Raw genomic sequence first — 20,695 nt, 5'->3', positions numbered from 1 at the left:
GGCCGGGATCTCCTGGGTGCCGCCACCGGCGGCGAGCGCCACCGCGACGGCGGCGACGATGGCCACACTCGATCCGGCCACACCGGCGAACTGGCGCGGTCCGGCCGCGGCGGCACCGGCGGCGCCGCCCGAGGTCGAACCCGCGGCGGCGGCCGTCGCGGCCGCGGTGACCGCGCCCGCCTTGCCCGCCCCGGTCGTCGCCAGGTATCCGAGAGCCGCGCCACCGAGCACGATCGGCGCGATGATCCCGCGCAGCCCGGTGTTGACGTCGGCCAGTTCCGCGGCCAGCGCGCGGCATTTCTCGCATTCGTCCAGGTGGTTCTCCACCTGGGCGCGTTCGCGTTTGGACAACCCGTCGCGGGTCCACGCGCCGAGCTTGTCCGCGCTCGCGCGGCAGCGTTCGGCGGAGTTCTCGGCCAGGTGGACCTGCAGATACGCCTGCCGCAGGCCTTCACGCGCCCGGTAGGCGAGCGCGGAGACACCGTTCGCGGTCAACCCCAGCAGCGGCGCGACCTCGGCGGGCGTCTGCCCTTCGATCTCGGTGTGCCACAGCACCGCCTGCCACCGCTCGGGCAGCCGGGCGAACGCCTTCGCGGCGAGCGTGCGCTCGAGCCCGGCGACGGCCGTGTCGGAGAAGGGGACCGTCAGCGCTTCGCCGACGGCACCGCCGACGTCGGACATGTCCTCGTTCAGGTCGACGCGTTTGTCCTTGCGCGTCTTGTCGTAGGCGGTGTGCCGGAGCGCGGTCAGCAGGTACGCGCGGAACGCGGCGTCGGGGCCTTTGCCGCCGCGCAGCGTGTCCAGCACCTTCGCGAAGGCTTCCGAAACGAGGTCGTCGGCTTCGGAACTCGAGCGGGCGAGCTGGCGGGCGAGGTTGTGCGCCGCGCCGGCGTGACGCTCGTAAAGGGTTCCGTAAGACGCGATCTTCCCGTCACGCACCTCGGCGATCAGCTCGGCGTCACTCTTACCGGAGAGATCGGCGGGAACGGTGGACACGGGGCTCCTTCATCTGCGGGTTAGGCGGGTCTACTCTTCCTAACGCCCGAACACGCTCAGTGTGACGGAACGGGCGACGCACGTCACCTCGCGGTCCCTTCGATGACCCGGAGGGCGCAACGCCATCACCCAGGATGGGTTACCGAAGAGTTCGGAAAGATCCTTGAAAAACGCCGTCACGCGCGGCGTGGACGGGCGTCCCCACCGTGAAGCGATCGCAAGATCGAAAAGATCGGAACGGAAAGGGGCGGTGGGCAGTGGACGTACCGGCCACCGGTGCGCCGTCCGGGGGATCCGACGGGCAAGCCGCCTGGAACCGGTTCGAACGAGATCGCACGCTCCGCGCACTGCGGGCCCGCTGGCGGACGGCCAGCCTGGCCGCGGGCTGGCGTTTCCCCAGCGACTGGGGCCTGCCCGAGGTCGACGCCGTCTGCGCGGCGGTGATCAAGAACGGCCGGGTCGCTCCCGCGGAAGTGGCGGAGACCGCCCTCGCGGGGCTGGGCCGGGCTCGGGCCGCCGCGGGTGCGGGACTGGCCGAGACGCTCGCGGACCTCGCGGCGTTGCACGCCGTGCTCGCCGACCCGGACGCGGTGGACGGTTTCCTCGCTCCGGATGTCGACTCCACGCCTTCCCGGCTACTCCGGGTGACGGCGCTGGCCTGGGCGGACGTCGCGACCGATCAGCTGGTGAACACCGAGGTCACCGAACCCCTCACCGGTCTGCCCACCGCCGCGTACCTGAGGACCCGGTTGAGTGAGCTGTACCGCCAGGCCCGCCGCGACGAGCGGCCGGTCGCGGAGGCGCACACGCTGCTCGTGGTCTCGATGGACTTCAGCTCGGTCGCGGGCTGGCCCCGGCTGACCGGGATGATCCTGGTCGCCGACGCGTTGAAGCAGGTGTTCGACGGCGGGGAGAGCGTCGCCTCGATCGGGCCGTCCGTCGCGGGCGCCCTCGTGCCGAAGGACGTGAGGCTCGCCTCGTCCGGCGTCGCGCTGCGAAGGGCGCTCAACGAGCGGCTTTCGGTGGACGCGCAGTTGCGCGACACGGGCCGTCCGCAGATCTCGGCGGTCCGGCTCCCGGCGACCTACGATCTGGCGTGCGATCTGCTCGGCTCCCTCGCCCGCTCCTGACGCTGGGTTAGCGTAAGAGGTTCTCCAGGTCACGGGCGACCCTGTCGACCAGGCACAACCCGGTTCATGATTTCCTGTTTGCGTGACCCGGACTGTTGACGCCGACGCCAACGGCGACGTTTCGGCGAGCCGACCGCAGCATCGTCTCTCGCTGCGGAAGTCGCTCGCCCGCTTGTCCGTCCGGCCGAGGTCGATCCTGATCCTGTCGGTGATCCCGCTGGTCGCGATCGGTTTCGGCATCTGGGGATGGCAGCACGAATGGGTGCTGGGCGTGGACAGCGCGGTCTACCGCGCCGGTGCCGAGACCTTGCTCAACGGTGACCCGCTGTACGACGCGAACACCCTTCCGGTGGAGCCGTGGTGGGCGCTGTTGCCGTTCACCTACCCGCCGACCGCCGCGCTGCTGTTCATCCCGCTCGCGATGGTCCCGACGCAGGTCGCCTGGGGGCTCCTGACCGCGGTTTCGCTGCTGGCGCTCGCGCTGTGCGTCCGGATCGCCATTGGCGCGCTGCCGAAGCCCTCGACCGACGGGCCCCGCTGGTGGGCCTCGCCCGCCCGGTCGACGATCGCGTTCTTCCTGGTCTTCCTCGGCCTCGAGCCGGTGTGGCGCACGATCTTCCTCGGCCAGATCAACATCATCCTGATGGCGCTGGTGATGCTGGACATCCTGGTCATCGGGGCGAGGGGCAGCCGCTGGGGCGGCGTGCTCGTCGGCGTCGCGGCGGCGGTGAAGCTCACCCCGATCGTGTTCCTGGGGCATCTGTTCATCACCGGCCGCCGGATGGACGCCGTCCGCGGGCTCGTCACGTTCGTCGTGATGCAGGGCCTGATGTTCCTGATCATCCCGCACGACGCGGCCCGCTACTGGACCTACACGCTGCCCGACACCGGCCGCATCGGCCCGGTGCACTGGGCGGGCAACCAGTCGCTGAACGCGCTGATGAACCGCTTCACCGAGCTCGCGCCCTGGGCGTCGAAGGCCGCGATGGGGATCGGCGCGCTGCTCGCGATCCCGGCGATCTGGCTGGTGCTGCGTTTCCACCGCAAGGGCCAGGCGCTCGCGGCGATGCTGGTGACGGCGTTCTGGATCCTGCTGATCTCGCCGATCTCCTGGACCCACCACTGGGTGTGGGTGGCGCCGCTGGTCGTCCTGCTGGTCTCGCGCCTGCCGAAGACCACGCCCGCCACCGCGTGGAAACGCTGGCTCGGCACCTTCGCGGTGTTCTTCGTCTTCATCAGCTGTGTGCTGCTGATCCTGCCGAACGGCCGCAACGTCGAGCTGCACTGGAAGGTGTGGCAGAACATCCTCGGCAGCGCGTACATCTTCATGCCGTTGGTGCTGGCGGTCGCGCTCGCCGGACGCTGGTGGTACCTGCGGCGGAAGCAGGGCACGGGGGACACCGGAAAGCATGCTGAAGTCACGTCCGGCGGCTGAGGCCCGGCTCGTCGGGATCACGCTGGCGGGTGTGCTCGCGCTGGCGATGCTCACGCTGGGCGTCGTCGCGTGGCTCGGCGAATGGCATCTCGGCGCGGACAGCGCCGTCTACCGGGCCGGCGCCCTCACACTGCTGAAGGGTGAACCGCTCTACACCCGCGAGGCGCTGACGACACTGCCGCCGTGGGTGCTGCTGCCGTTCACCTACACCCCGGCCGCGGCGCCGCTGTTCCTGCCGCTCGCGATCGTGCCCGCCGGGCTGACCTGGGGCGTCGTCGGCGCATTGTCGCTGGTCTGCCTCAGCGTCGTGATCTCCGTGGTCGCCCGCGCCTGCGGTGCCCCGCTCACCCGTTGGTGGGTGCTTCCGCTGGCCACGGCGGGCGCGCTGGTGCTGGAGCCGGTCTGGAAGACGATCTTCCTCGGGCAGATCAACCTCATCCTGATGGCGTTGATCGTCGTCGACGTCCTGGTGCTTTCGGCGCGCGGTTCGCGCTGGGCCGGGGTGCTGATCGGGATCTCGGCCGCGATCAAGCTGACTCCGCTGATCTTCGTGCCGCATCTGCTGTTCACCGGACGCTGGAAGGACGCGCTGCGAGCGCTCGGCACGTTCGTCGCGCTCGAAGCCGTGATGTTCGCGGTGATCCCCGGTGACGCCGTCCGGTTCTGGACCGAGTCGGCGACCGATCCCAGCCGGGTCGGCTCCGTGCACTGGATCTTCAACCAGTCGCTCAACGGGCTGGTGAACCGCGCTTCGGAACTCGCGTCGTGGTCACTGGCGGTGGCCATCGCCGTCGCCGCCGTCCTGGCCGTTCCCGCCGTCTGGCTGGTCGTGCGCCTGCACCGCCGCGGCGACCCGGTCGGCGCATTGCTGGTGACCGCCTTCTACGGGCTGTTGCTCTCGCCGGTGTCGTGGTCACACCACTGGGTGTGGACGGTGCCGCTGCTCGTCCTGCTCGTCGTCCGCCGGGCGTGGGTTCCTGCGGCGGGCGTCGCGGTGCTGTTCGCGAGCGGCGTGATCATGTTCGTGCCCAACGGCGGGGACACCGAGTTCGGCTGGGGGCTGGGCTGGTCGCTGCTCGGCAACGTCTACGTCCTCACCGCTGCGATCGCCATCACAGGCCTGGCCGTGCGGGAGCTGCGACGCGGGTCCGCCCAGGTCGCGGCGGTGGCGGCCAAGTAATCTGCACGACGTTATGGACAAACGAACCGGTCTTCCGATCGTGGGCATGGTGGGCGGCGGACAGCTGGCCAGGATGACCCACCAGGCGGCGATCTCCCTCGGCCAGTCCCTGCGCGTGCTGGCCGCCGGGGAGAACGAATCCGCCGGCCTCGTCGCGGGCGAGGTCGTGCAGGGGCACCACACCGACCTCGAAGCGCTGCGCTCGTTCGCCGCCGGGGTCGACGTGCTGACCTTCGACCACGAGCACGTTCCCGGCGAGCACCTGCTGACGCTCGCGATGGAAGGCGTCACCATCCGGCCGGATCCGGCCGCGTTGTCGATGGCGCAGAACAAACTCGTCATGCGCGAGATGATGGCCGGGCTCGAGATCCCCGGCCCCGCCTTCGCCGAAGTGTCCTCTGTGGACGATGTAATCACCTTCGGCGACAAGCACTCGTGGCCGGTGGTGCTCAAGGCGGCACAGGGCGGCTACGACGGCCGCGGCGTCTGGATGCTCGACACCGCGCAGCACGCCCGCGAGACCGTCCCCGAACTGCTCGACGCCGGAACCCCCTTGCTGGTCGAGGAAAAGGTCGTCATGCGGCGCGAACTGTCCGCGCTCGTGGCCCGGTCGCCGTTCGGGCAGGGCGCGGCGTGGCCGGTGGTGGAGACCGTGCAGTCCGGCGGGATCAACACCGAGGTGCTCGCTCCCGCCCCGGGCCTGAGCCTCGAACGCACGCAGAAGGCGCAGGATCTGGCGCTGCGGATCGCCGCGACGCTGAACGTGACCGGCCTGCTCGCCGTCGAGCTGTTCGAGACCGACGAAGGCCTGCTGGTCAACGAACTCGCGATGCGCCCGCACAACTCGGGGCACTGGACCCAGGACGGTTCGAAGACCTCGCAGTTCGAGCAGCACCTGCGGGCCGTGCTCGACTACCCGCTCGGGGTGACCGATCTGATCGCCCCCGCCTGCGTGATGGCGAACGTCCTCGGCGCGCCCGAGGCACCGGAAATGGGCCCGGACGAGCGGCTGCACCACCTGTTCGCGCGGTACCCGGACATCCGCGTTCACTTGTACGGCAAGGGAGAACGCCCCGGCCGCAAACTCGGCCACGTCAACCTCGTCGGCGAACGCATGGAAGAGCTGCGCGACCGCGCGCTGCTCGCCGCGCATTGGCTTTCCCACGCCGTCTGGCTCGACGGCTACGAGATCCACTAGGAGTAACTGAGTATGTCGCCGCAGGTTGGCCTGATCATGGGCAGCGATTCGGATTGGCCGACGATGGAAGCGGCCGGGCAGGCGCTGGCCGAGTTCGGCATCGAATACGAAGTCGGCGTCTACTCGGCGCACCGCACTCCGCAGCGGATGCTCGACTACGCGACTTCGGCCGCTTCGCGCGGTGTGCGCGTGATCATCGCGGGCGCCGGCGGTGCCGCGCACCTGCCGGGCATGGTCGCTTCGGCGACCGTGCTTCCGGTGATCGGGGTGCCGGTGCCGCTGAAGTACCTCGACGGCATGGACTCGCTGCTCTCGATCGTGCAGATGCCCGCCGGTGTCCCGGTCGCGACGGTCTCCGTCGGCGGGGCGCGCAACGCGGGTCTGCTCGCGGTGCGCATCCTCGCCGCGTCCGATGAGGCGCTTCAGGCGAAAATGGCGCGATTCCAGGCGGATCTGGAGCAGCTGGTGCTCGACAAGGACTCCGCGCTGCGGAAACGCGTCGAAGGCTGACCCCGCGTTTCGTCCTCTGAATGCGATAGTTCGCCATCGAACCACCGCATTCAGAGGACGAAACGCGCGGGGTTCAGTCGGCGAGCTGCTTCCGCAGTTCCCGTTTGAGCACCTTCCCGGCCGCCGACACCGGGATCTGGTCGACGAAGTGGATCGCCCGCAGTCGTTTGTACGGCAGGACGCGGGCGCCGACGGCTTCCAGGAGTTGTTCGGCAGTGACGTTCTCGTCGCTGCGCACCACGAACGCGACCGGCAGCTCGCCGACCTCGGTGTCCGGTTTGCCGACGACGGCCGCCGCCGAGACGCCGGGCAGGGTGATCAGCAGCTCTTCGAGCTCGCGCGGGAAGACGTTGTATCCCTTGTACAGCAGCATGTCCTTCTTGCGATCCACAATGGACAGATAGCCGTCTTCGTCGAGGACGCCGATGTCGCCGGTGTGCAGCCAGCCGTCGACGAGCGCGGCCGAGGTCTCCTCGGGGCGGTCGCGGTAGCCGATCATCACCTGCGGGCCGCGCAGGCAGACCTCGCCGCTTTCCCCGGCGGGCAAAGGATCTTCGCCGCCTTCGGCCGGGACGATCTTGATTTCGGTGTCGGGGAGCGGAAGGCCAACCGAGCCCACCTTCCGGACCGCGGAGCGGTAGGCCGGCGCGATGACGGCTCCCATGGTGACCTCGGTGAGGCCGTAGCCCTCGATGACGAGCACACCTGGGAAGCGTTTCTGCAGCGCGCGGATCATCTCGTGGTTCATCGGCGCCGCGCCGGAACCGATGGTCAGTACCGAAGACAGGTCGGCTGTGTGAAACTCGGGGCAGGCGAGCAACGCGGCGAACAGCGCGGGCGCGCCGCCGATCGTGGTGACCCGGAGTAGTTCGGCGTCGGCCACGTACGCGGCCGGGTCGAAGCGGTCGTGCAGGACGATGGTGCCGCCGTCGAGCAGTGGGACGTTGAGCGCGGCGATGGTGCCCATGGCGTGGAACCACGGCGTCAGGTTGAGGGCGATCCCGGTGCCGATCCGAGACGGCCACTCGTCCGGGCCGCCGAGCTGCTCGACGATCACCTCTCCCGAATCGTCGACCGCGGGGACCGCGCCCAGGCGCCAGCAGGAGCTCTGCAGACTGTTGACCACGACGTTCCGATGCGGCAGGCGGACACCCTTCGAGCGTCCGGTGGTGCCGCCGGTGTACGCCAGATGGGCGAGATCGCGGTAGATGTCGATCTCGACGTCCGGCCGCTCGTCGGAGTGACCCGAGTGGAACTCCGTGAACTCGACCTCTCCCTGCCCGAGTGCCTCCGGCGGGTGAACGACGATGGTCAGCCGGACCGACGTCCGCTCGCGCACCGAAGCCAGCACGCGCGCGAACGGGCCGACGGTGACTGCGGCGACCGCTCCGGCGTCGGCCAGTTGGATGGCGAGGTCCTCGGGTGGGAGCAGGGGATTCGCCGGGCTGAAAGTCGCCCCGGCGAGCAGCGTTCCGTAGTAGGCGACCGGGTACGCCAGGCAGTTCGGCAGGTGGAGCGCGACGACGTCGCCCCGGCCGATGCCCTCGGCGCGCAGGGCGTTCGCGAACCGGCAGGCCGCGCTGTATGTCTCGGCGAAGGTGAGGCTCTGGTCTCCGTGGGCGAACGCCGTGCGGGAGCCCCAGCGAGCGGCGGCGCCGGCGAGCACCGAGCCGACCGGGACCTCGGGATAATCGAGCGACCGGGGGAACGGGGTGAGCTCCATCACTCGAACGTACGGACTTTGCGGTCAAAGACACAAGCGCTCGCGATGTCGCACCATGTGAACGAGCGCTAACATCGGTCAAACTCCCAAACGCGGTTAGAAGAGGTGACGAAGGTGTCTGACGGCCCGGGTCTGTACCAGCTTGCCGAAGAGCACGAGGAGCTGCGGGCCGCGGTGCGTGCCCTCGCCGAGAAGGAGATCGAGCCGTACGCGGCCGAGGTCGACGAGAACGAGCGGTACCCGATCGAGGCGTACAACGCGCTGGTCAAGTCGGGTTTCAACGCCGTGCACATCGACGAGGCCTACGACGGCCAGGGCGCGGACGCCATCGCCGCCTGCATCGTCATCGAAGAGGTCGCGCGGGTCGACGCGTCGGCGTCGCTCATCCCGGCGGTCAACAAGCTGGGCACGGTGCCGATCATCCTTTCGGCGTCGGAAGACCTCAAGAAGCTCGTGCTGCCTTCCATCGCGTCCGGTGAAGCCTCGGCGTCCTACGCGCTTTCGGAGCGTGAAGCCGGCTCGGACACCGCCTCGATGCGCACCCGCGCGAAGCTCGACGGCGACCACTGGGTGCTGAACGGCACCAAGTGCTGGATCACCAACGCGGGTGAATCGTCCTGGTACACCGTGATGGCGGTGACCGACCCCGAGGCCGAGAAGAAGGCCAACGGCATCTCCGCGTTCGTCGTGCACAAGGACGACCCCGGCTTCACCGTCGGCTCGAAGGAGCGGAAGCTCGGCATCAAGGGCTCGCCGACCCGCGAGATCCACTTCGAGAACGCCACCATCCCGGCCGACCGCATCATCGGCGAGCCCGGCACCGGCCTGAAGACCGCGCTGCGCACCCTCGACCACACCCGCCCGACCATCGGCGCGCAGGCGCTGGGCATCGCGCAGGGCGCGCTCGACGCCTCCATCGCGTACGTCAAGGAGCGTAAGCAGTTCGGCAAGTCGATCTCGGAGTTCCAGGGCGTCCAGTTCATGCTGGCCGACATGGGCATCAAGATCGAGGCCGCCCGGAACCTCGTCTACGCCTCCGCCGCGGCGACCGAGCGTGGCGACAAGCGCGGCGGCTACATGGCCGCGGCCGCGAAGGCGTACGCGTCGGACATCGCGATGCAGGTGACCACGGACGCCGTGCAGCTCTTCGGTGGCGCGGGCTACACGCGCGACTTCCCGGTGGAGCGCATGATGCGCGACGCGAAGATTACGCAGATCTACGAAGGCACCAATCAGATCCAGCGCATGGTCATGGCGCGGGCTCTGCTCAAGGGCTGATTCTGCGGTAAGTACATGAAGGCCCCCTTCCTTGCGTCTAGCGCAAGGAAGGGGGCCTTCATGTACTTAGGAGCGTCAGCCGAACGAGCCGTCACTGCGCTCGGTGAAAGCGGTGCAACCGTCGTGTTCGAAGCGGACCACTCCATCGAAGAACGAACGTGCATTGGTGCAGGCGCCGTAGTCGTCGCCGAGCCGTCCGTGCAAGGCGACCCAGAAGGCGCATCCGCCGCATTGTTCGCCCTGCCGGTCACCGAGGCGGTTGAATCGTTCGCGCCAGCGCGCGTGACAGGCGCGGTTGAAGTTCTCGTCGTCGCCCGACCAGGGCTGGTTCGTGGCGGGCACGGTGTGAGATTAGATGCGCCGGGTCACGCAGGCGATCGGTTTAGCCCTCGGTGAGATGCTTCACGGAAGTACGGCGATCATGGGCCGCCGGTGTCACTCTCGAAGGATGTTCTGGTTCGCTCCGGTGTCGTGGACACCGCACGACGAGGCCGAGCTGATCGCCGGCTGGCGGTTGTGGCTCGAACTCGGGGATCGCACGTGGCCGTCGGCCGCGTGGGACGGGACGGCGGCCGACGTCGTCAGGCCGCTGCGGGAGCTGGTCGCGGCCTGCGACGAGATCGAGACGGGATACCGCGGCGCCGTCGACGAGCCGTCCGAGGAGTTCATCCGGATCATCCAGTTCCTCGTGTGGACCGTCAGCACGGTCATCGAGCTGTGGGCCGACGACGAGGTCCCACTCGACGCCGAGCGGATAGCGTTGCTGCACGCCGATCTGGCCGGGTTCGCCGAGCAGGCGGAGCGGGTGCTCGAGTTGCTGGCCGTCAGCGGCGGCTGGACGGGTCTGGCCGCGGAGCATCGGCGGACGGGTCGCTGAGCGATTCCGGTTTCTCGACCCAGGCGAACCGTGATCCCGCCAGGTGCTCATCCAACGCGCGGTCCAGCGAGAGCAGGGTCACCGGGTTGCCGAACGGATCCTCGCCGGGCGCGATTTCGTAGCCGAGCCGGATGACGGACTCTTCTTTCTCGTCGGACTCGACTTCGTGACGGGTGAAACCGTCTTTGATCGACCACGTGCCGCCGAGAGCGCGATGGAAATGCAAGACCAGTTCGCCCGGAGTCGCCCAGGTGAAGCGCGACACCGCGAATTCGGTGCTCCAGCTCGACCAATAGAGCCATCCGGAGCCGTTGTCCAGGAACGCCAGGTCGACGGACTCGACGCTGCCCGGATACACGATCTCATCCGACCAGAGGCCGACCAGCCGTTCGTCCGTCACGGCGGGGATTCTGCCGTATGGGAGTTCCTGTCGGGTACCTGTCGATCACGCTCCGGAGGTGCCGTCGGAGGCGCTCGGTGCCCTACCGTGATCCGGGTAAGTTGAATATTCACCGACCAGAAAGCTGATACCCGATGTTCGCTCGTTTCAAGGATGTCGCCCTCCTGCTGGGCCGGATCGGTGTCGGTGTGGTCTTCCTCGCACACGGCCTGCAGAAGTGGGAAAACGGGATCGACGGCACCGCGAAGTTCTTCGAGCAGACCGGAATCCCGCTCCCGACGCTCGCGGCGATCTTCGCGATCGCGGTGGAGATCGTGGGAGCCATCTTGTTCATCGTCGGTTTCCTGACGCCGCTGGTGGGCCTCGGCTTCGTCGTGGTCTCCGTCGGCGCCCTGCTCTCGGTGCACCTCGACAACGGCCTCACCGGTCAGGGCGGTTACGAACTCGTCCTGGTCCTGGCGGTCGCCGGGCTCGCGCTCGGTTTCAACCCCGGCAAACTGTCGCTCGACCACGCGCTCTTCGGCCGCAAGCGTGAGGCGAAGCAGCTCCAGGACGCCTGACCCCAGATGTCATGAAAGGGCCGTTCCTGACGTATTTCGTCAGGAACGGCCCTTTCATGACATTTCAGGAGGGGAGATCCGCGGTAGTCCGCTCCGCTTCGCGCCGAGAAGCGAGTTTGGCCGGATCAGCGTCGGTGACCTGGACCAGATGGGCACCGGCCGCCAGCGGCGTCAGGAAGCCCGCCAGGATCCCTTCCGTCCCATTCCATTCCACAGTGGACAGAACGCGGTCGTCGGCGGACAGGCCCAGATCGGACGCCCGAGATCGAGCCGCGGCGAGCACTTCGTCCACAGTGGACGAGCCCAGGGCGGGAGTGTCGCCGGGCACCGGGAACAGCGGGCTGAACTGGTCACCCGAAAGCCGGGCTTCGGTCAGGTAGTCCATCGCCCCGTCGGGTACGGAGCCGGCGGGCAGCCCGAGACCCATGGGGTGCAGCGAGACGACGGCGGTCGCGGCCGCGTCGGAGGCGCCGCCCGGCGCGACGAACGCCACCCGTGCGCCCGCGGTCTCCGTCACCACCCTGGCGCCGCACCACCACGCGCCCAGCAGCACACCGGCGGTCTGCCAATGCGACGGCAGCACCACGGCGACCTCGTCGCCAGGCTCGACGTCGAACTCGTCGACCAGCCAGTTCGCCGTTTTGGCGGCCCAGTTCACCGTGGTCGCCACGGACAGTTCGACCCGGCTGCCCTGCTTGTCGTCGTAGTGCGTGATCAGCGGTTTCGCGGGCGACCCGAGTACGGGCCGCAGCAGCAGTTCGGTGAGGCTCACGCCCCCAACGCTAGTTCACGCAGGGAACGCTCGACGCGGCGAGCAGCGGAGCCGCCCCAGGCGCCCCACCGCCACCACCCCGGCCCACCAGGCCGGAGACGAACGACCGCACCGCGGCGGGGTCGATCTCGACGATGCTCTGGCCGTCGGCGCTGCGGCCGTTGATGTTCACCACCGGGATCGTCGTGAACGTCAGGTCGCCCGACGCGATCCCCTTCGCCTGCTGCGCGAACTCCAGCAGGTCCAGCCCTTCGTCGAGGACGATCGACCTGCGCACGACGTCCATCAGGCCCGCCATCGTCGACGGGCTGGTCAGCGTCCCCGCGGAGAGCACCTGGTTCAGCGCCGACGACAGGAACGTCTGCTGCCGCACGATGCGGTCGAGGTCGCCACGCGGCAGGTTCTTGCGCTGCCGGACGAACGAAAGCGCCTCACCGCCCGACACGGTCTGCTCACCGCGCCGGAAGTTCGCGCCGGAGTCCTTGTCCTCGGTCGAGTGGTTCAGGCAGACCTTGACGCCGCCCAACGCTTCGGTCAGCAGATAGAACCCGAGCAGATTGACCTCGGCGTAGTGGTCGATGCGGATCTGCGTCAGGTCCTGAACGGTCTGGACCAGTGCCTTCCGGCCTTCCTGATCGGAATCGCGTTCGAGTTTCGCCTGATCGGATTCCCCGCGATGCGCGTTGGCGTAGTTGGTCTTCGCGACGCCGTAAGCCGAGTTGATCTTGTTCGGGCCGCGGCCGGGGATGCCGGTCCAGGTGTCCCGCGGGATCGAGACGCCGGACGGTTTCCCGCCGTTCTTCGGGATCCGCAGGATGATGATGGTGTCGGTGTTGACGCCCGGCTTCTCCTCGGTGCGCAGCTCCTTGAGCACCCGTAGCGGCAGCGGATTGCCCTGCGCGTCGGTGCGCGCGTCGCTGCCGACCAGGAGGATGTCGTTCGCGCCGTCGTCGGCGGGCGGGGCGGCGGGATCGTCGGCCTTGCTCAGGGCGTTCGTCGTGGGGACGTTGTTCTGCAGCTGGTCTTTGGTGACGTACGCGTAGCCCGTCGTGCCGAGGGCGAGCAGGGACACGAGGCCGACCGCGATCCGGCGGGTGATCCGGCCGGCGCGGCGCAACGGGCGTTCGGGAACGGCGAGCGTGCCAGAGACGGCTTCGTCCCCGGCCGGCGTGGACGGCTGGGGGAGCGGCGGATTCCGCGGGTACGGCGTCGGGACGAACCGGGGCTCTTCGTCACTCTCGGTGTCCGATTTGGTGTCCTCTTCGGACTTCGGCTCCTCGTCGTCCAACTGCTCAGAACGTGCGTTGACGCTCTTTTCCTCGTCGCTCATCCCTGATCACCTCCCCTTGCGCTGTCGCTCGTCCGATCGTAGGAGAAGGCTAGGCCACCGTGAGGTCGGCCACGCTGAGTACCCGGGATTAATTGACGCAGGGCACATTGCCCGCGACGATCGGCGTCGTGCTGGGCGCCGCCGGGGCGCTGGAGGGCGGCTGAGCGGGCTTCGAAGGGATCGAAGTCTTCGACGGGGCCGTGGTCGCGCTCGCGCCCTTGAAGTCCTTGCCGAGCAGCACCCGCACCTTGCCGGGGGCGACGTCACGGTCCGCCTCGGCCTGCACCGCGGTGCCGAAGACCTGCTTGATCAGGGCCAGCGCGTCGTCGTCACCCGGCGCGTACCGGACGACCGTCGAGTTGCGGGTGCTGAGCTTGGTGTCGGCCGCCAGTTTGAAACCCTTGCCCTGCAACAGGTTCCGCGTTTCGGTGGCCACCGTGGGCGAGCCGGATCCGTCGAAGAGTTCGACGGTCACCGCTTCCGCGCCCGGCAGGGTGGCCGGGGTCTCGGCCGGTGCCGTCTCGCCGTCGGCGGTCAGGCGGGTGACCTCGGCCTGCACCTGCGCCGGGTCCACCCGGAGCACCGCGGCGCCGCCGATATTCGCGTCGCCCTGGGTCGGGATGGTGTGGAACTCGACGTTTCCACTGGTCAGGCCCCGCATCTGGGCGGCGAACTCGGGCAGATCCCAGCCCGCCGACAGCACGACCGACTTCTTCACCGCGTCGATCAGGTCGGAGATCTTCGCCGGGTTCATCAGGACGTCGGAGGAGAGCACCTTGTTCGCCAGCCCCGACAGGAAGGCCTGCTGCCGCGCGATCCGGTCGAGGTCGCCGTTCTGCAGGTCGTAGCGCTGACGGACGAACGCGAGCGCCTGCACGCCCTCGACGATCGACTTGCCCGCGGGCAGGTCCACGCCGGACTTCTTCTCCTTGACCGCGTTGTTGAGGCAGACTTCGACGCCGCCGATCGCCTTGGTGATCTCGTAGAAGCTCGACAGGTTCACCTCGGCGTACCGGTCGATCATCTTCGGCTTGCCGATGAACTTCTCCAGCGTCGCGATCAGGTTCTTGCGGCCGGCGTCCTTGGCCTTGGCGTCGACGTCCTTGAGATCGGAGTTGCCCTGCTGCTGCAGCGTCTTCGACGTGTCGTTGTAGGCGTACACGTACGCGCTGTTGAGCTTGTGCTTGCCGAAACCGCCGGTGATCTCGACCCACGAGTCGCGGGGGAAGGAGATCGCGACCGCCTTCTTACCGTTCTGGGGGATGTGCACCAGGATCATCGTGTCGGTCTGGCGCTCGCCGTCGGAAACCCCGGCGTGCAGCATGTCGAGGACCTCGCGCGGCAGCGGGTTGCCTTGCGCGTCGGTGCGGCTGTCCTGACCGACGAGCAGGATGTCGATCGCGCCGTCCAGCGGTTTCGCCGGCGGATGGCCGTTGTCCTCGAAGATGTTCGTGGTCGCGAAGCCCTGCGACGGGTCACCGATGAACTGCCAGCCCCACCAGGTCAGCGCCAGGATCGTGATCGAGACCAGGCTGAACACGACCTTCACGCCGCGGCGGGCGAACACCACGACGCCGCCGCCACGGCGCGCCGGAATGGGTGGCCCGGGCCACTCGGTCACGTGCGGTCCTCCACGAATCTCCCCAGGGCACACGCGTGCCTCGCCGGTAACTCTACTGATCCTCGTGTTAGACGTCCGTAGGCTGGTGAAAGGTTGCCCCGGTCGTGACACACTCGGCCGGTCGGTGAAGTCGTAGAGGGAGGATCGCGGGATGCGAGTGCTGGTCACCGGGGGTGCCGGGTTCATCGGTTCGCATTACGTCCGGCAGGTGCTGACGGGCGCGTACCCAGGCTTGGCCGACGCCGAGCTGATCGTGCTCGACAAGCTGACCTACGCGGGCAACGAGGCGAACCTGGAGCCGGTGCGCAAGAACCCGCGCTACCGGTTCGAAAAGGGCGACATCTGTGACGGTGCCCTGGTCAGCGAGCTCATGCGGGGCGTCGACCTCGTCGTGCACTTCGCCGCCGAGTCCCATGTGGACCGTTCGATCGCCGGTGCGGCCGACTTCGTGCTGACCAACGTCCTGGGCACGCAGACCCTGTTGCAGGCCGCGCTCGAGGCCGAGGTCGGGAAGTTCGTCCACGTGTCCACCGACGAGGTGTACGGCTCGATCGACGAGGGTTCCTGGTCCGAAGACCACGCTCTGGAGCCGAATTCGCCGTACTCGGCGTCGAAGGCGTCCTCGGATCTGTTGGCGCGTTCGTTCTTCCGCACGCACGGGCTGCCCGTCTGTGTCACGAGGTGCTCGAACAACTACGGTCCGTACCAATTCCCGGAGAAGGTCATCCCGCTCTTCGTGACCAATCTGCTCGACGGCAAGAAGGTCCCGCTCTACGGCGACGGACTCAACGTGCGTGACTGGCTGCACGTGGACGATCACTGTCACGGCATCCAGCTCGTCGCCGACGGCGGGAGGCCGGGCGAGGTCTACAACATCGGCGGCGGCACGGAACTCACCAACCGCGAGCTGACCGAGCGGCTGCTGACCGCCGTCGGCGCGGACTGGGAGAGCGTCGAGCCGGTCGAGGACCGCAAGGGGCACGACCGCCGGTACTCGGTCGACATCACCAAGATCTCGACGGAGCTCGGCTACGCGCCGCGTCAGTCCTTTGAGGACGGTCTGGCCGAAACGGTCGCCTGGTACAGCGGAAACCGGTCGTGGTGGGAGCCGCTGAAGAACCGTGCGGGGGCGTGAGCGGGTGCTGAGCATTCTCGTACCGGGTGGATCCGGTCAGCTCGGGCAGGACCTCGCGGCGCTGGCCCCCCAGGTCGCGGCACCGTCGTCTTCGGAGCTGAACGTGCGCGACACCGGCCAGGTCGTCGCCGCGGTGACCGAACTGGCGGACCGGGCGCGGGCGACGGGGACGTCGCCGGTGGTGATCAACGCGGCGGCCTACACCGCGGTGGACGCGGCGGAAACCGATGAAGAGCGGGCGTTCGCGGTGAACGCCGACGGACCCCGGGTGCTCGCCGCCGCGTGCTCGTCGCGCGGGGTGCCGCTGATCCACGTGTCCACGGACTACGTGTTCGCCGGTGACGCGACTACGCCGTACGAGCCCGGTGACCTGCTGGGCCCGCTGAACGCCTACGGCCGGACGAAGGCGGCCGGCGAGGACGCGCTGCTCGGATCCGGGGCCCGGTCCTGGATCGTGCGGACGTCCTGGGTGTACGGCAAAACCGGGTCGAACTTCGTGAAGACCATGGCGCGCCTGGAGAAGGAGCGCGAAGAACTGTCCGTAGTGGACGATCAGACCGGTTCGCCGACCTGGTCGCGCGACCTCGCCGCCGGGCTGCTGGAGCTGGCGGGCCGGATCGCCGCGGGTGAAGGGCCTTCGCAGCGGGTGCTGCACTGCACGGGCGGTGGGTCGACGACGTGGTGCGGCTTCGCGAAGGCGATCTTCGCGGAACTCGGCGCGGACCCGGCTCGGGTGAAGCCGTGTACGACGGCGGAATTCCCACGTCCGGCTGCGCGTCCGGCGTATGGGGTGCTGTCGAATGCTTCGTGGCGCGAGGCGGGTCTCACGCCGCTTCGGGACTGGTCCGATGCCCTGAAGGCCTACTTCGCTTCCTGACTCCTCCCGCATTTAGTCCTCTGAATGCGCTCGCATTCAGAGGACTAAATGCGGGAGGTCAATGCTTCGTGCTCGCCTGGCGGTACGCGGCGACGGTGAGTTCGGCGCACGCGCGCCAGGTGAAGTTCGCGACGTGGGCGCGGCGCGCGGCCGAGGTGGCGACGGCGTGCGGGTCGCTGACGGCCATCCGCAGCGCCTCCACGAGTCCGTCGACGTCCTCGTAGGGCACCAGGCTCGCGCAGTTCCCCGCGACCTCGCGCAGCGCCGGGATGTCCGTGCACACCACGGGAACGTCCGACGCCAGCGCTTCCAGCACCGGAAGCCCGAAGCCTTCGTCGCGTGACGGCAGCACCAGCGCGCTGGCCCCGGCGACGACCCGCCGGAGGTTCACGTCCGACAGGTAGCCGACATGCCGCGAACGTGAGCCCACCGAGAACGAACCGGGGCCGACGAACACCAGATCCGGCAGATCCGGCGCGGCCTCGTGGGCCTGCTGAAGCCAATGCAGGCCCTTCCGGGGGCCGGGGGCGCCCGCGAAGAGCAGGTACTTGTCCGGGAGCCCGAGTTCCTTGCGGCGCTCGGAATCCGGCGGGCGCGCGGTGAACCACGCCGGGTTCACGCCGAGCGGGGTGACGATGATCTTGCCGCGGTCCACGTCGAGCCGTTCGGCGACCTGATCGGCGACGGCGTTGGTGGGCGTGCAGATCGCGTCGGCGAGCCGGGCACCGCGCCGGACCAGCCGCGGCAGCTCGTGATCGCTCGGCGCGAGCTCCTCGGGAGCTTCCAAAAAGGCCAGATCGTGGATGGTCACCACACCCGCCGCGCGGAACCGGCCGGGCAGCACGAAGTTGGTGCCGTGTACGACATCCGTCGGCCCGGCGAACAGTTCGACGGGCGGCAGCTGCGATCGCAGCCACGCCTTCCGCAACAGCCGCGCGGCCACCGGCATGCCACGGGCCCGGACGCCGTGCGGGAGCACGTGCCGCAGCCGTCGCCAGCCGCGCAACGTGAACGCGACCGCACGAGTGTCCACTTCGGACATCGAGGCGAGCTCTTCGGACAGGGCGACGGTGTACCGGCCGATACCCGTCCTGGCGCCGAGCAGCGGGGTCCCGTCGAGCAGGACGCGCAAGGGGCGGTCAGCCACGGCCGAGCCTCTGCTTGGCGACCTTGACCACCCGGCCGCCGACGCGCCGCACGAGTTCCTTCGGCCCGCCGTCGGCGAGATACTCGCGGATCAGGTCGACGTCGCGGCGCAGCATTTCCTTGCCCCGTACCGGAGCCGTGACCACGAGGTCCTCCGAGCCGGGCAGCCGGTCCGCGGCGGGCCGCGGGTTCCGGCAGAACTCCACCAGCGGTTTCAGCGCCTCGGGCCAGGCGTAACGCTGGGCGACGGCGGCCATCCGCTCGACGCAGCGGGCGGCGAACTCCTCGTCGTACAACGCCTTTTCCAGCGCGTCGGCCAGCGCGTCCACATCCTCGGCCGGGACGACGACGCCGAGCTTCTCCTCGCGGACCAGATCGGCGAACGAGTCCCCGTCGGTGGTGACGATCGGCAGCCCGGCCCACAGGTAGTCCAGCACCCGCGTGCGAAACGCGAACGTCGTCTCGACGTGCTCGTAATGCGTGGTGACACCGCAGTTCGCGTCGAGCAGCCAGTTCTGGCGTTCCTCGTAGGGCACCCACTGCTGGTTGAAGAACACGTGCTTGCCGGTGAGGCCGAGCGTGTCCGAGAGCAGCATCGTGCGCGCGCCGATGTCCATCTCGGTGACCTCGGGGTTGGGATGCTTCATCCCGAGGAACACCAGGCGGACGTCACCGCGGCGCTGCCGGAGCCGTTCGATCGCCCGGACCAGGGTCAACGGGTCGAACCAGCTGTAGACCCCGCCCGCCCACAGCACGACGTGATCGGTCTCGCCGATACCGTCCAAAGTGGATCGAAGACCGGGGCCGGTGCGGACCGGTGCCTGCGGCGACAGGCCGAACGGGACGATCGACAGCAGCGACTGGGTCGTCGGATCGGCGTCGTACAGCCGCGGCGAGAGCCTGCCCATCGCGGCGAGGTGGCCCAGCCAGAAGTGGCGCTGACGCTCCGAGGCGCACAGGAAGAAGTCCCCGCGCTCCAGTTGCGCGTCGAGGACCTTGGTGACCCCGATGAGGTCCAGCGCCCGTTTGTCGTCGGGCACGCCCTTGCCCTGTTCGAGCAGCTCCAGATGCATCGGGTCGTACAGGTCCGCGACCACGATCTTGTGCGCGTACTGCTTCTTGAGCGACGGTGCGAGCTCCAGCACGTGCCCCTGCAGGATGATGATGTCGGCCCAGGCGATCGGTGTCTCCAGATCGCGCCTGGTCGCCGCGCTGACCCGGAACGGCGCGGGCGGCGGGTCGGCGAGGGGGTTGATCGTCACCAGGTGGACGTCGTGCTCGGTGGCCAGCGTCGCGGCCATGTTCCACGCGCGGATCGCCGGGCCCGCCATCCGCTCGGTGATCGCGTCGCCGGTGATCACCAGCACCTTGCGGCGCTGCCCGAAGAGCGCGTCGATCCCGAACGTCTCGACCAGGACGTCGTGCGCGGCGAGATAACGCGGCAGCGGATACGCGGGCTCCAAGGCCTTGCGCAGCAAGGGAAGCAGATCGGCGTCGGTGCGGACACGGGCGGCCTGTTCGGTGGCGCGCGCCTCGGCGATCGACGGCAGGAGTTCGACGAACTGGTCGATCGCCAGCACCCCGGCCAACGTCGTTCTCGGCACTTCGACCGGGCCGGTTTCGGCCGGGCCGACACCCCGGGCGAGATCGAACTGGGTGGCGTCGAGGTCTCCGCGCGCCGTCGCCCGGCGGACGGCCAGGGCCAGCGCGGCGGGCAGCGCCCGCGAGAGGGTCTCGTCGGAGAGGTTCTTGTACAGCGCCGCCAAGGCGTTGCGCTCCAGCAAGAACGTCTCGCGCCCGGAGTCCGGAGCGTCCACTGTGGACATCGTGGCGTGGTGCTTGTGGTAGGTCAGCGACTCGGGCACGTACCGCACGCGCCAGCCGCGCAGGTTCAGCCGCCAGCCGAGGTCGACGTCCTCGTAGAACATGAAGAACCGCTCGTCGAAGCCGCCGAGTTCGGCGAACACCCCGGCGCGGACGAACATCGCCGAACCGGTCGCGAACAGGACGTCCTTGGCGATCTCGTGTTCGGCGGCGGGGACGTCGGCCAGCGGGCTGCCGGCGTGGCGTTTGTAGCCCATGCCGAACCAGGTCAGGCCCGCGTCGACGAAATCGGTGCCGGTGCCGTCCCAGTCGAGGACCTTGCTGGCCACCGCGGCGACGGTCGGCTGTGCGCGCAGCTCGGCGACGGCCGCGCCGACCCAGCCGGGAGCCGGGCGGGCGTCGTTGTTCAGGAAGGCGAGGACGGTGCCGGTGGCGTGCCGCGCGCCGAGGTTGCAGCCGCCCGCGAAGCCGGAGTTCACCGGGGATTCGACGAGTTTGACGCCCGGTGCGGCGGCCTTGATCTCGGCGACGTCGGTGCCGCCGGAGGCGTTGTCGACGCAGATGACCTCGAGGTTCGGGTAATCGTGTTCGGCGAGTGCGCGCAGGCAGGTGACGGTGTCGGCGGCCCCCCGGTAGTTCACGACGATCACCGAGACGACCGGTTGCGTTTCCCCCTGCGCCAAAGCCGTACTCCCTGCTCTCG

General features: G+C 68.9%; 19 protein-coding genes. 10 read left to right on the top strand and 9 right to left on the bottom strand.

Going from position 1 to position 20,695, the window contains the following annotated elements:
* A partial coding sequence (locus ED92_RS01230) for a sigma-70 family RNA polymerase sigma factor (RefSeq protein WP_037332257.1) occupies window positions 1-996 on the bottom strand: 996 nt, incomplete at its 3' end.
* A gap of 257 nt (window positions 997-1,253) precedes the next feature.
* Between ED92_RS01230 and ED92_RS01225 the strand changes: the two genes are divergently transcribed.
* The 5 genes from ED92_RS01225 to purE all read left to right on the top strand — a co-directional run bounded on the left by ED92_RS01225 (window position 1,254) and on the right by purE (window position 6,449).
* Entirely contained in the window at window positions 1,254-2,126 is an 873-nt protein-coding gene (locus tag ED92_RS01225; RefSeq protein ID WP_037332256.1) for a hypothetical protein, read from the top strand.
* A gap of 82 nt (window positions 2,127-2,208) precedes the next feature.
* A complete protein-coding gene (locus tag ED92_RS01220) occupies window positions 2,209-3,561 on the top strand; it encodes a glycosyltransferase 87 family protein (protein ID WP_037332255.1) in 1,353 nt (450 codons plus the stop codon).
* Window positions 3,536-4,741, top strand: a complete 1,206-nt coding sequence (locus ED92_RS01215) for a glycosyltransferase 87 family protein (protein WP_037332253.1) — start codon at window positions 3,536-3,538, stop codon at window positions 4,739-4,741. The genes ED92_RS01220 and ED92_RS01215 overlap by 26 nt, the downstream gene beginning before the upstream one ends.
* Window positions 4,742-4,754: 13 nt before the next feature.
* Window positions 4,755-5,939, top strand: coding sequence for a 5-(carboxyamino)imidazole ribonucleotide synthase (locus ED92_RS01210; RefSeq protein ID WP_037332252.1), 1,185 nt, complete (start codon window positions 4,755-4,757; stop codon window positions 5,937-5,939).
* 12 nt (window positions 5,940-5,951) lie between these two features.
* A complete protein-coding gene (purE, locus tag ED92_RS01205; RefSeq protein WP_037332250.1) occupies window positions 5,952-6,449 on the top strand; it encodes a 5-(carboxyamino)imidazole ribonucleotide mutase in 498 nt (165 codons plus the stop codon).
* 73 nt (window positions 6,450-6,522) lie between these two features.
* On the opposite strand, the gene ED92_RS01200 is transcribed toward purE, so the two are convergent.
* Entirely contained in the window at window positions 6,523-8,172 is a 1,650-nt protein-coding gene (locus tag ED92_RS01200; protein WP_037332249.1) for a class I adenylate-forming enzyme family protein, read from the bottom strand.
* Window positions 8,173-8,277: 105 nt separating this feature from the next.
* On the opposite strand from ED92_RS01200, the gene ED92_RS01195 reads away from it, so the two are divergent.
* Window positions 8,278-9,450, top strand: a complete 1,173-nt coding sequence (locus ED92_RS01195) for an acyl-CoA dehydrogenase family protein (RefSeq protein WP_174492065.1) — start codon at window positions 8,278-8,280, stop codon at window positions 9,448-9,450.
* Window positions 9,451-9,525: 75 nt separating this feature from the next.
* Here the strand turns inward: ED92_RS01195 and ED92_RS01190 are convergent, their stop codons facing one another.
* Window positions 9,526-9,792, bottom strand: a complete 267-nt coding sequence (locus ED92_RS01190) for a DUF3027 domain-containing protein (protein ID WP_037332248.1) — start codon at window positions 9,790-9,792, stop codon at window positions 9,526-9,528.
* Between the two features lie 106 nt (window positions 9,793-9,898).
* Here ED92_RS01190 and ED92_RS01185 point away from each other — a divergent pair, with 106 nt between their 5' ends.
* Window positions 9,899-10,327 carry a hypothetical protein gene (locus ED92_RS01185; RefSeq protein ID WP_037332246.1) on the top strand — a complete coding sequence of 143 codons (429 nt, stop codon included), beginning with the start codon at window positions 9,899-9,901 and terminating at the stop codon, window positions 10,325-10,327.
* Here the strand turns inward: ED92_RS01185 and ED92_RS01180 are convergent.
* Window positions 10,275-10,727, bottom strand: coding sequence for a hypothetical protein (locus ED92_RS01180; protein WP_037332245.1), 453 nt, complete (start codon window positions 10,725-10,727; stop codon window positions 10,275-10,277). The two genes, ED92_RS01185 and ED92_RS01180, sit on opposite strands and share 53 nt — an antisense overlap.
* Before the next feature lie 134 nt (window positions 10,728-10,861).
* Between ED92_RS01180 and ED92_RS01175 the strand changes: the two genes are divergently transcribed.
* Window positions 10,862-11,287, top strand: a complete 426-nt coding sequence (locus ED92_RS01175; RefSeq protein WP_016331387.1) for a DoxX family protein — start codon at window positions 10,862-10,864, stop codon at window positions 11,285-11,287.
* 64 nt (window positions 11,288-11,351) lie between these two features.
* On the opposite strand, the gene ED92_RS01170 is transcribed toward ED92_RS01175, so the two are convergent.
* From ED92_RS01170 to ED92_RS01160, 3 genes are all read right to left on the bottom strand, one after another.
* On the bottom strand, window positions 11,352-12,059 hold the full coding sequence (locus ED92_RS01170) for a TIGR03089 family protein (RefSeq protein WP_037332244.1): 708 nt from the start codon (window positions 12,057-12,059) through the stop codon (window positions 11,352-11,354).
* A gap of 10 nt (window positions 12,060-12,069) precedes the next feature.
* A complete protein-coding gene (locus ED92_RS01165; RefSeq protein ID WP_037332243.1) occupies window positions 12,070-13,389 on the bottom strand; it encodes an LCP family protein in 1,320 nt (439 codons plus the stop codon).
* Between the two features lie 88 nt (window positions 13,390-13,477).
* Window positions 13,478-15,010 carry an LCP family protein gene (locus tag ED92_RS01160; protein ID WP_037332241.1) on the bottom strand — a complete coding sequence of 511 codons (1,533 nt, stop codon included), beginning with the start codon at window positions 15,008-15,010 and terminating at the stop codon, window positions 13,478-13,480.
* A gap of 151 nt (window positions 15,011-15,161) precedes the next feature.
* Here ED92_RS01160 and rfbB point away from each other — a divergent pair, with 151 nt between their 5' ends.
* Window positions 15,162-16,145 carry a dTDP-glucose 4,6-dehydratase gene (gene rfbB / locus ED92_RS01155; RefSeq protein WP_037332240.1) on the top strand — a complete coding sequence of 328 codons (984 nt, stop codon included), beginning with the start codon at window positions 15,162-15,164 and terminating at the stop codon, window positions 16,143-16,145.
* Window positions 16,132-17,022 carry a dTDP-4-dehydrorhamnose reductase gene (gene rfbD / locus ED92_RS01150; protein ID WP_152610811.1) on the top strand — a complete coding sequence of 297 codons (891 nt, stop codon included), beginning with the start codon at window positions 16,132-16,134 and terminating at the stop codon, window positions 17,020-17,022. Before rfbB ends, rfbD begins: the two co-directional genes overlap by 14 nt.
* 58 nt (window positions 17,023-17,080) lie before the next feature.
* Here rfbD and ED92_RS01145 read toward each other — a convergent pair whose 3' ends face one another.
* The gene (locus ED92_RS01145; RefSeq protein ID WP_037332239.1) at window positions 17,081-18,169 is read right to left on the bottom strand and encodes a glycosyltransferase family 1 protein; all 1,089 of its coding nucleotides are present in this window, start codon (window positions 18,167-18,169) and stop codon (window positions 17,081-17,083) included.
* The gene (locus tag ED92_RS01140; RefSeq protein ID WP_037332237.1) at window positions 18,162-20,675 is read right to left on the bottom strand and encodes a glycosyltransferase; all 2,514 of its coding nucleotides are present in this window, start codon (window positions 20,673-20,675) and stop codon (window positions 18,162-18,164) included. The genes ED92_RS01145 and ED92_RS01140 overlap by 8 nt, the downstream gene beginning before the upstream one ends.
* Window positions 20,676-20,695 lie beyond the last annotated feature (20 nt).

Origin of the sequence: Amycolatopsis sp. MJM2582 (assembly GCF_000754115.1) — a bacterium.
Lineage (GTDB): Bacteria > Actinomycetota > Actinomycetes > Mycobacteriales > Pseudonocardiaceae > Amycolatopsis > Amycolatopsis japonica.
The sequence above is the reverse complement of the archived record's forward strand: the minus strand, read 5'-3'. Positions and strand labels throughout refer to the sequence as shown.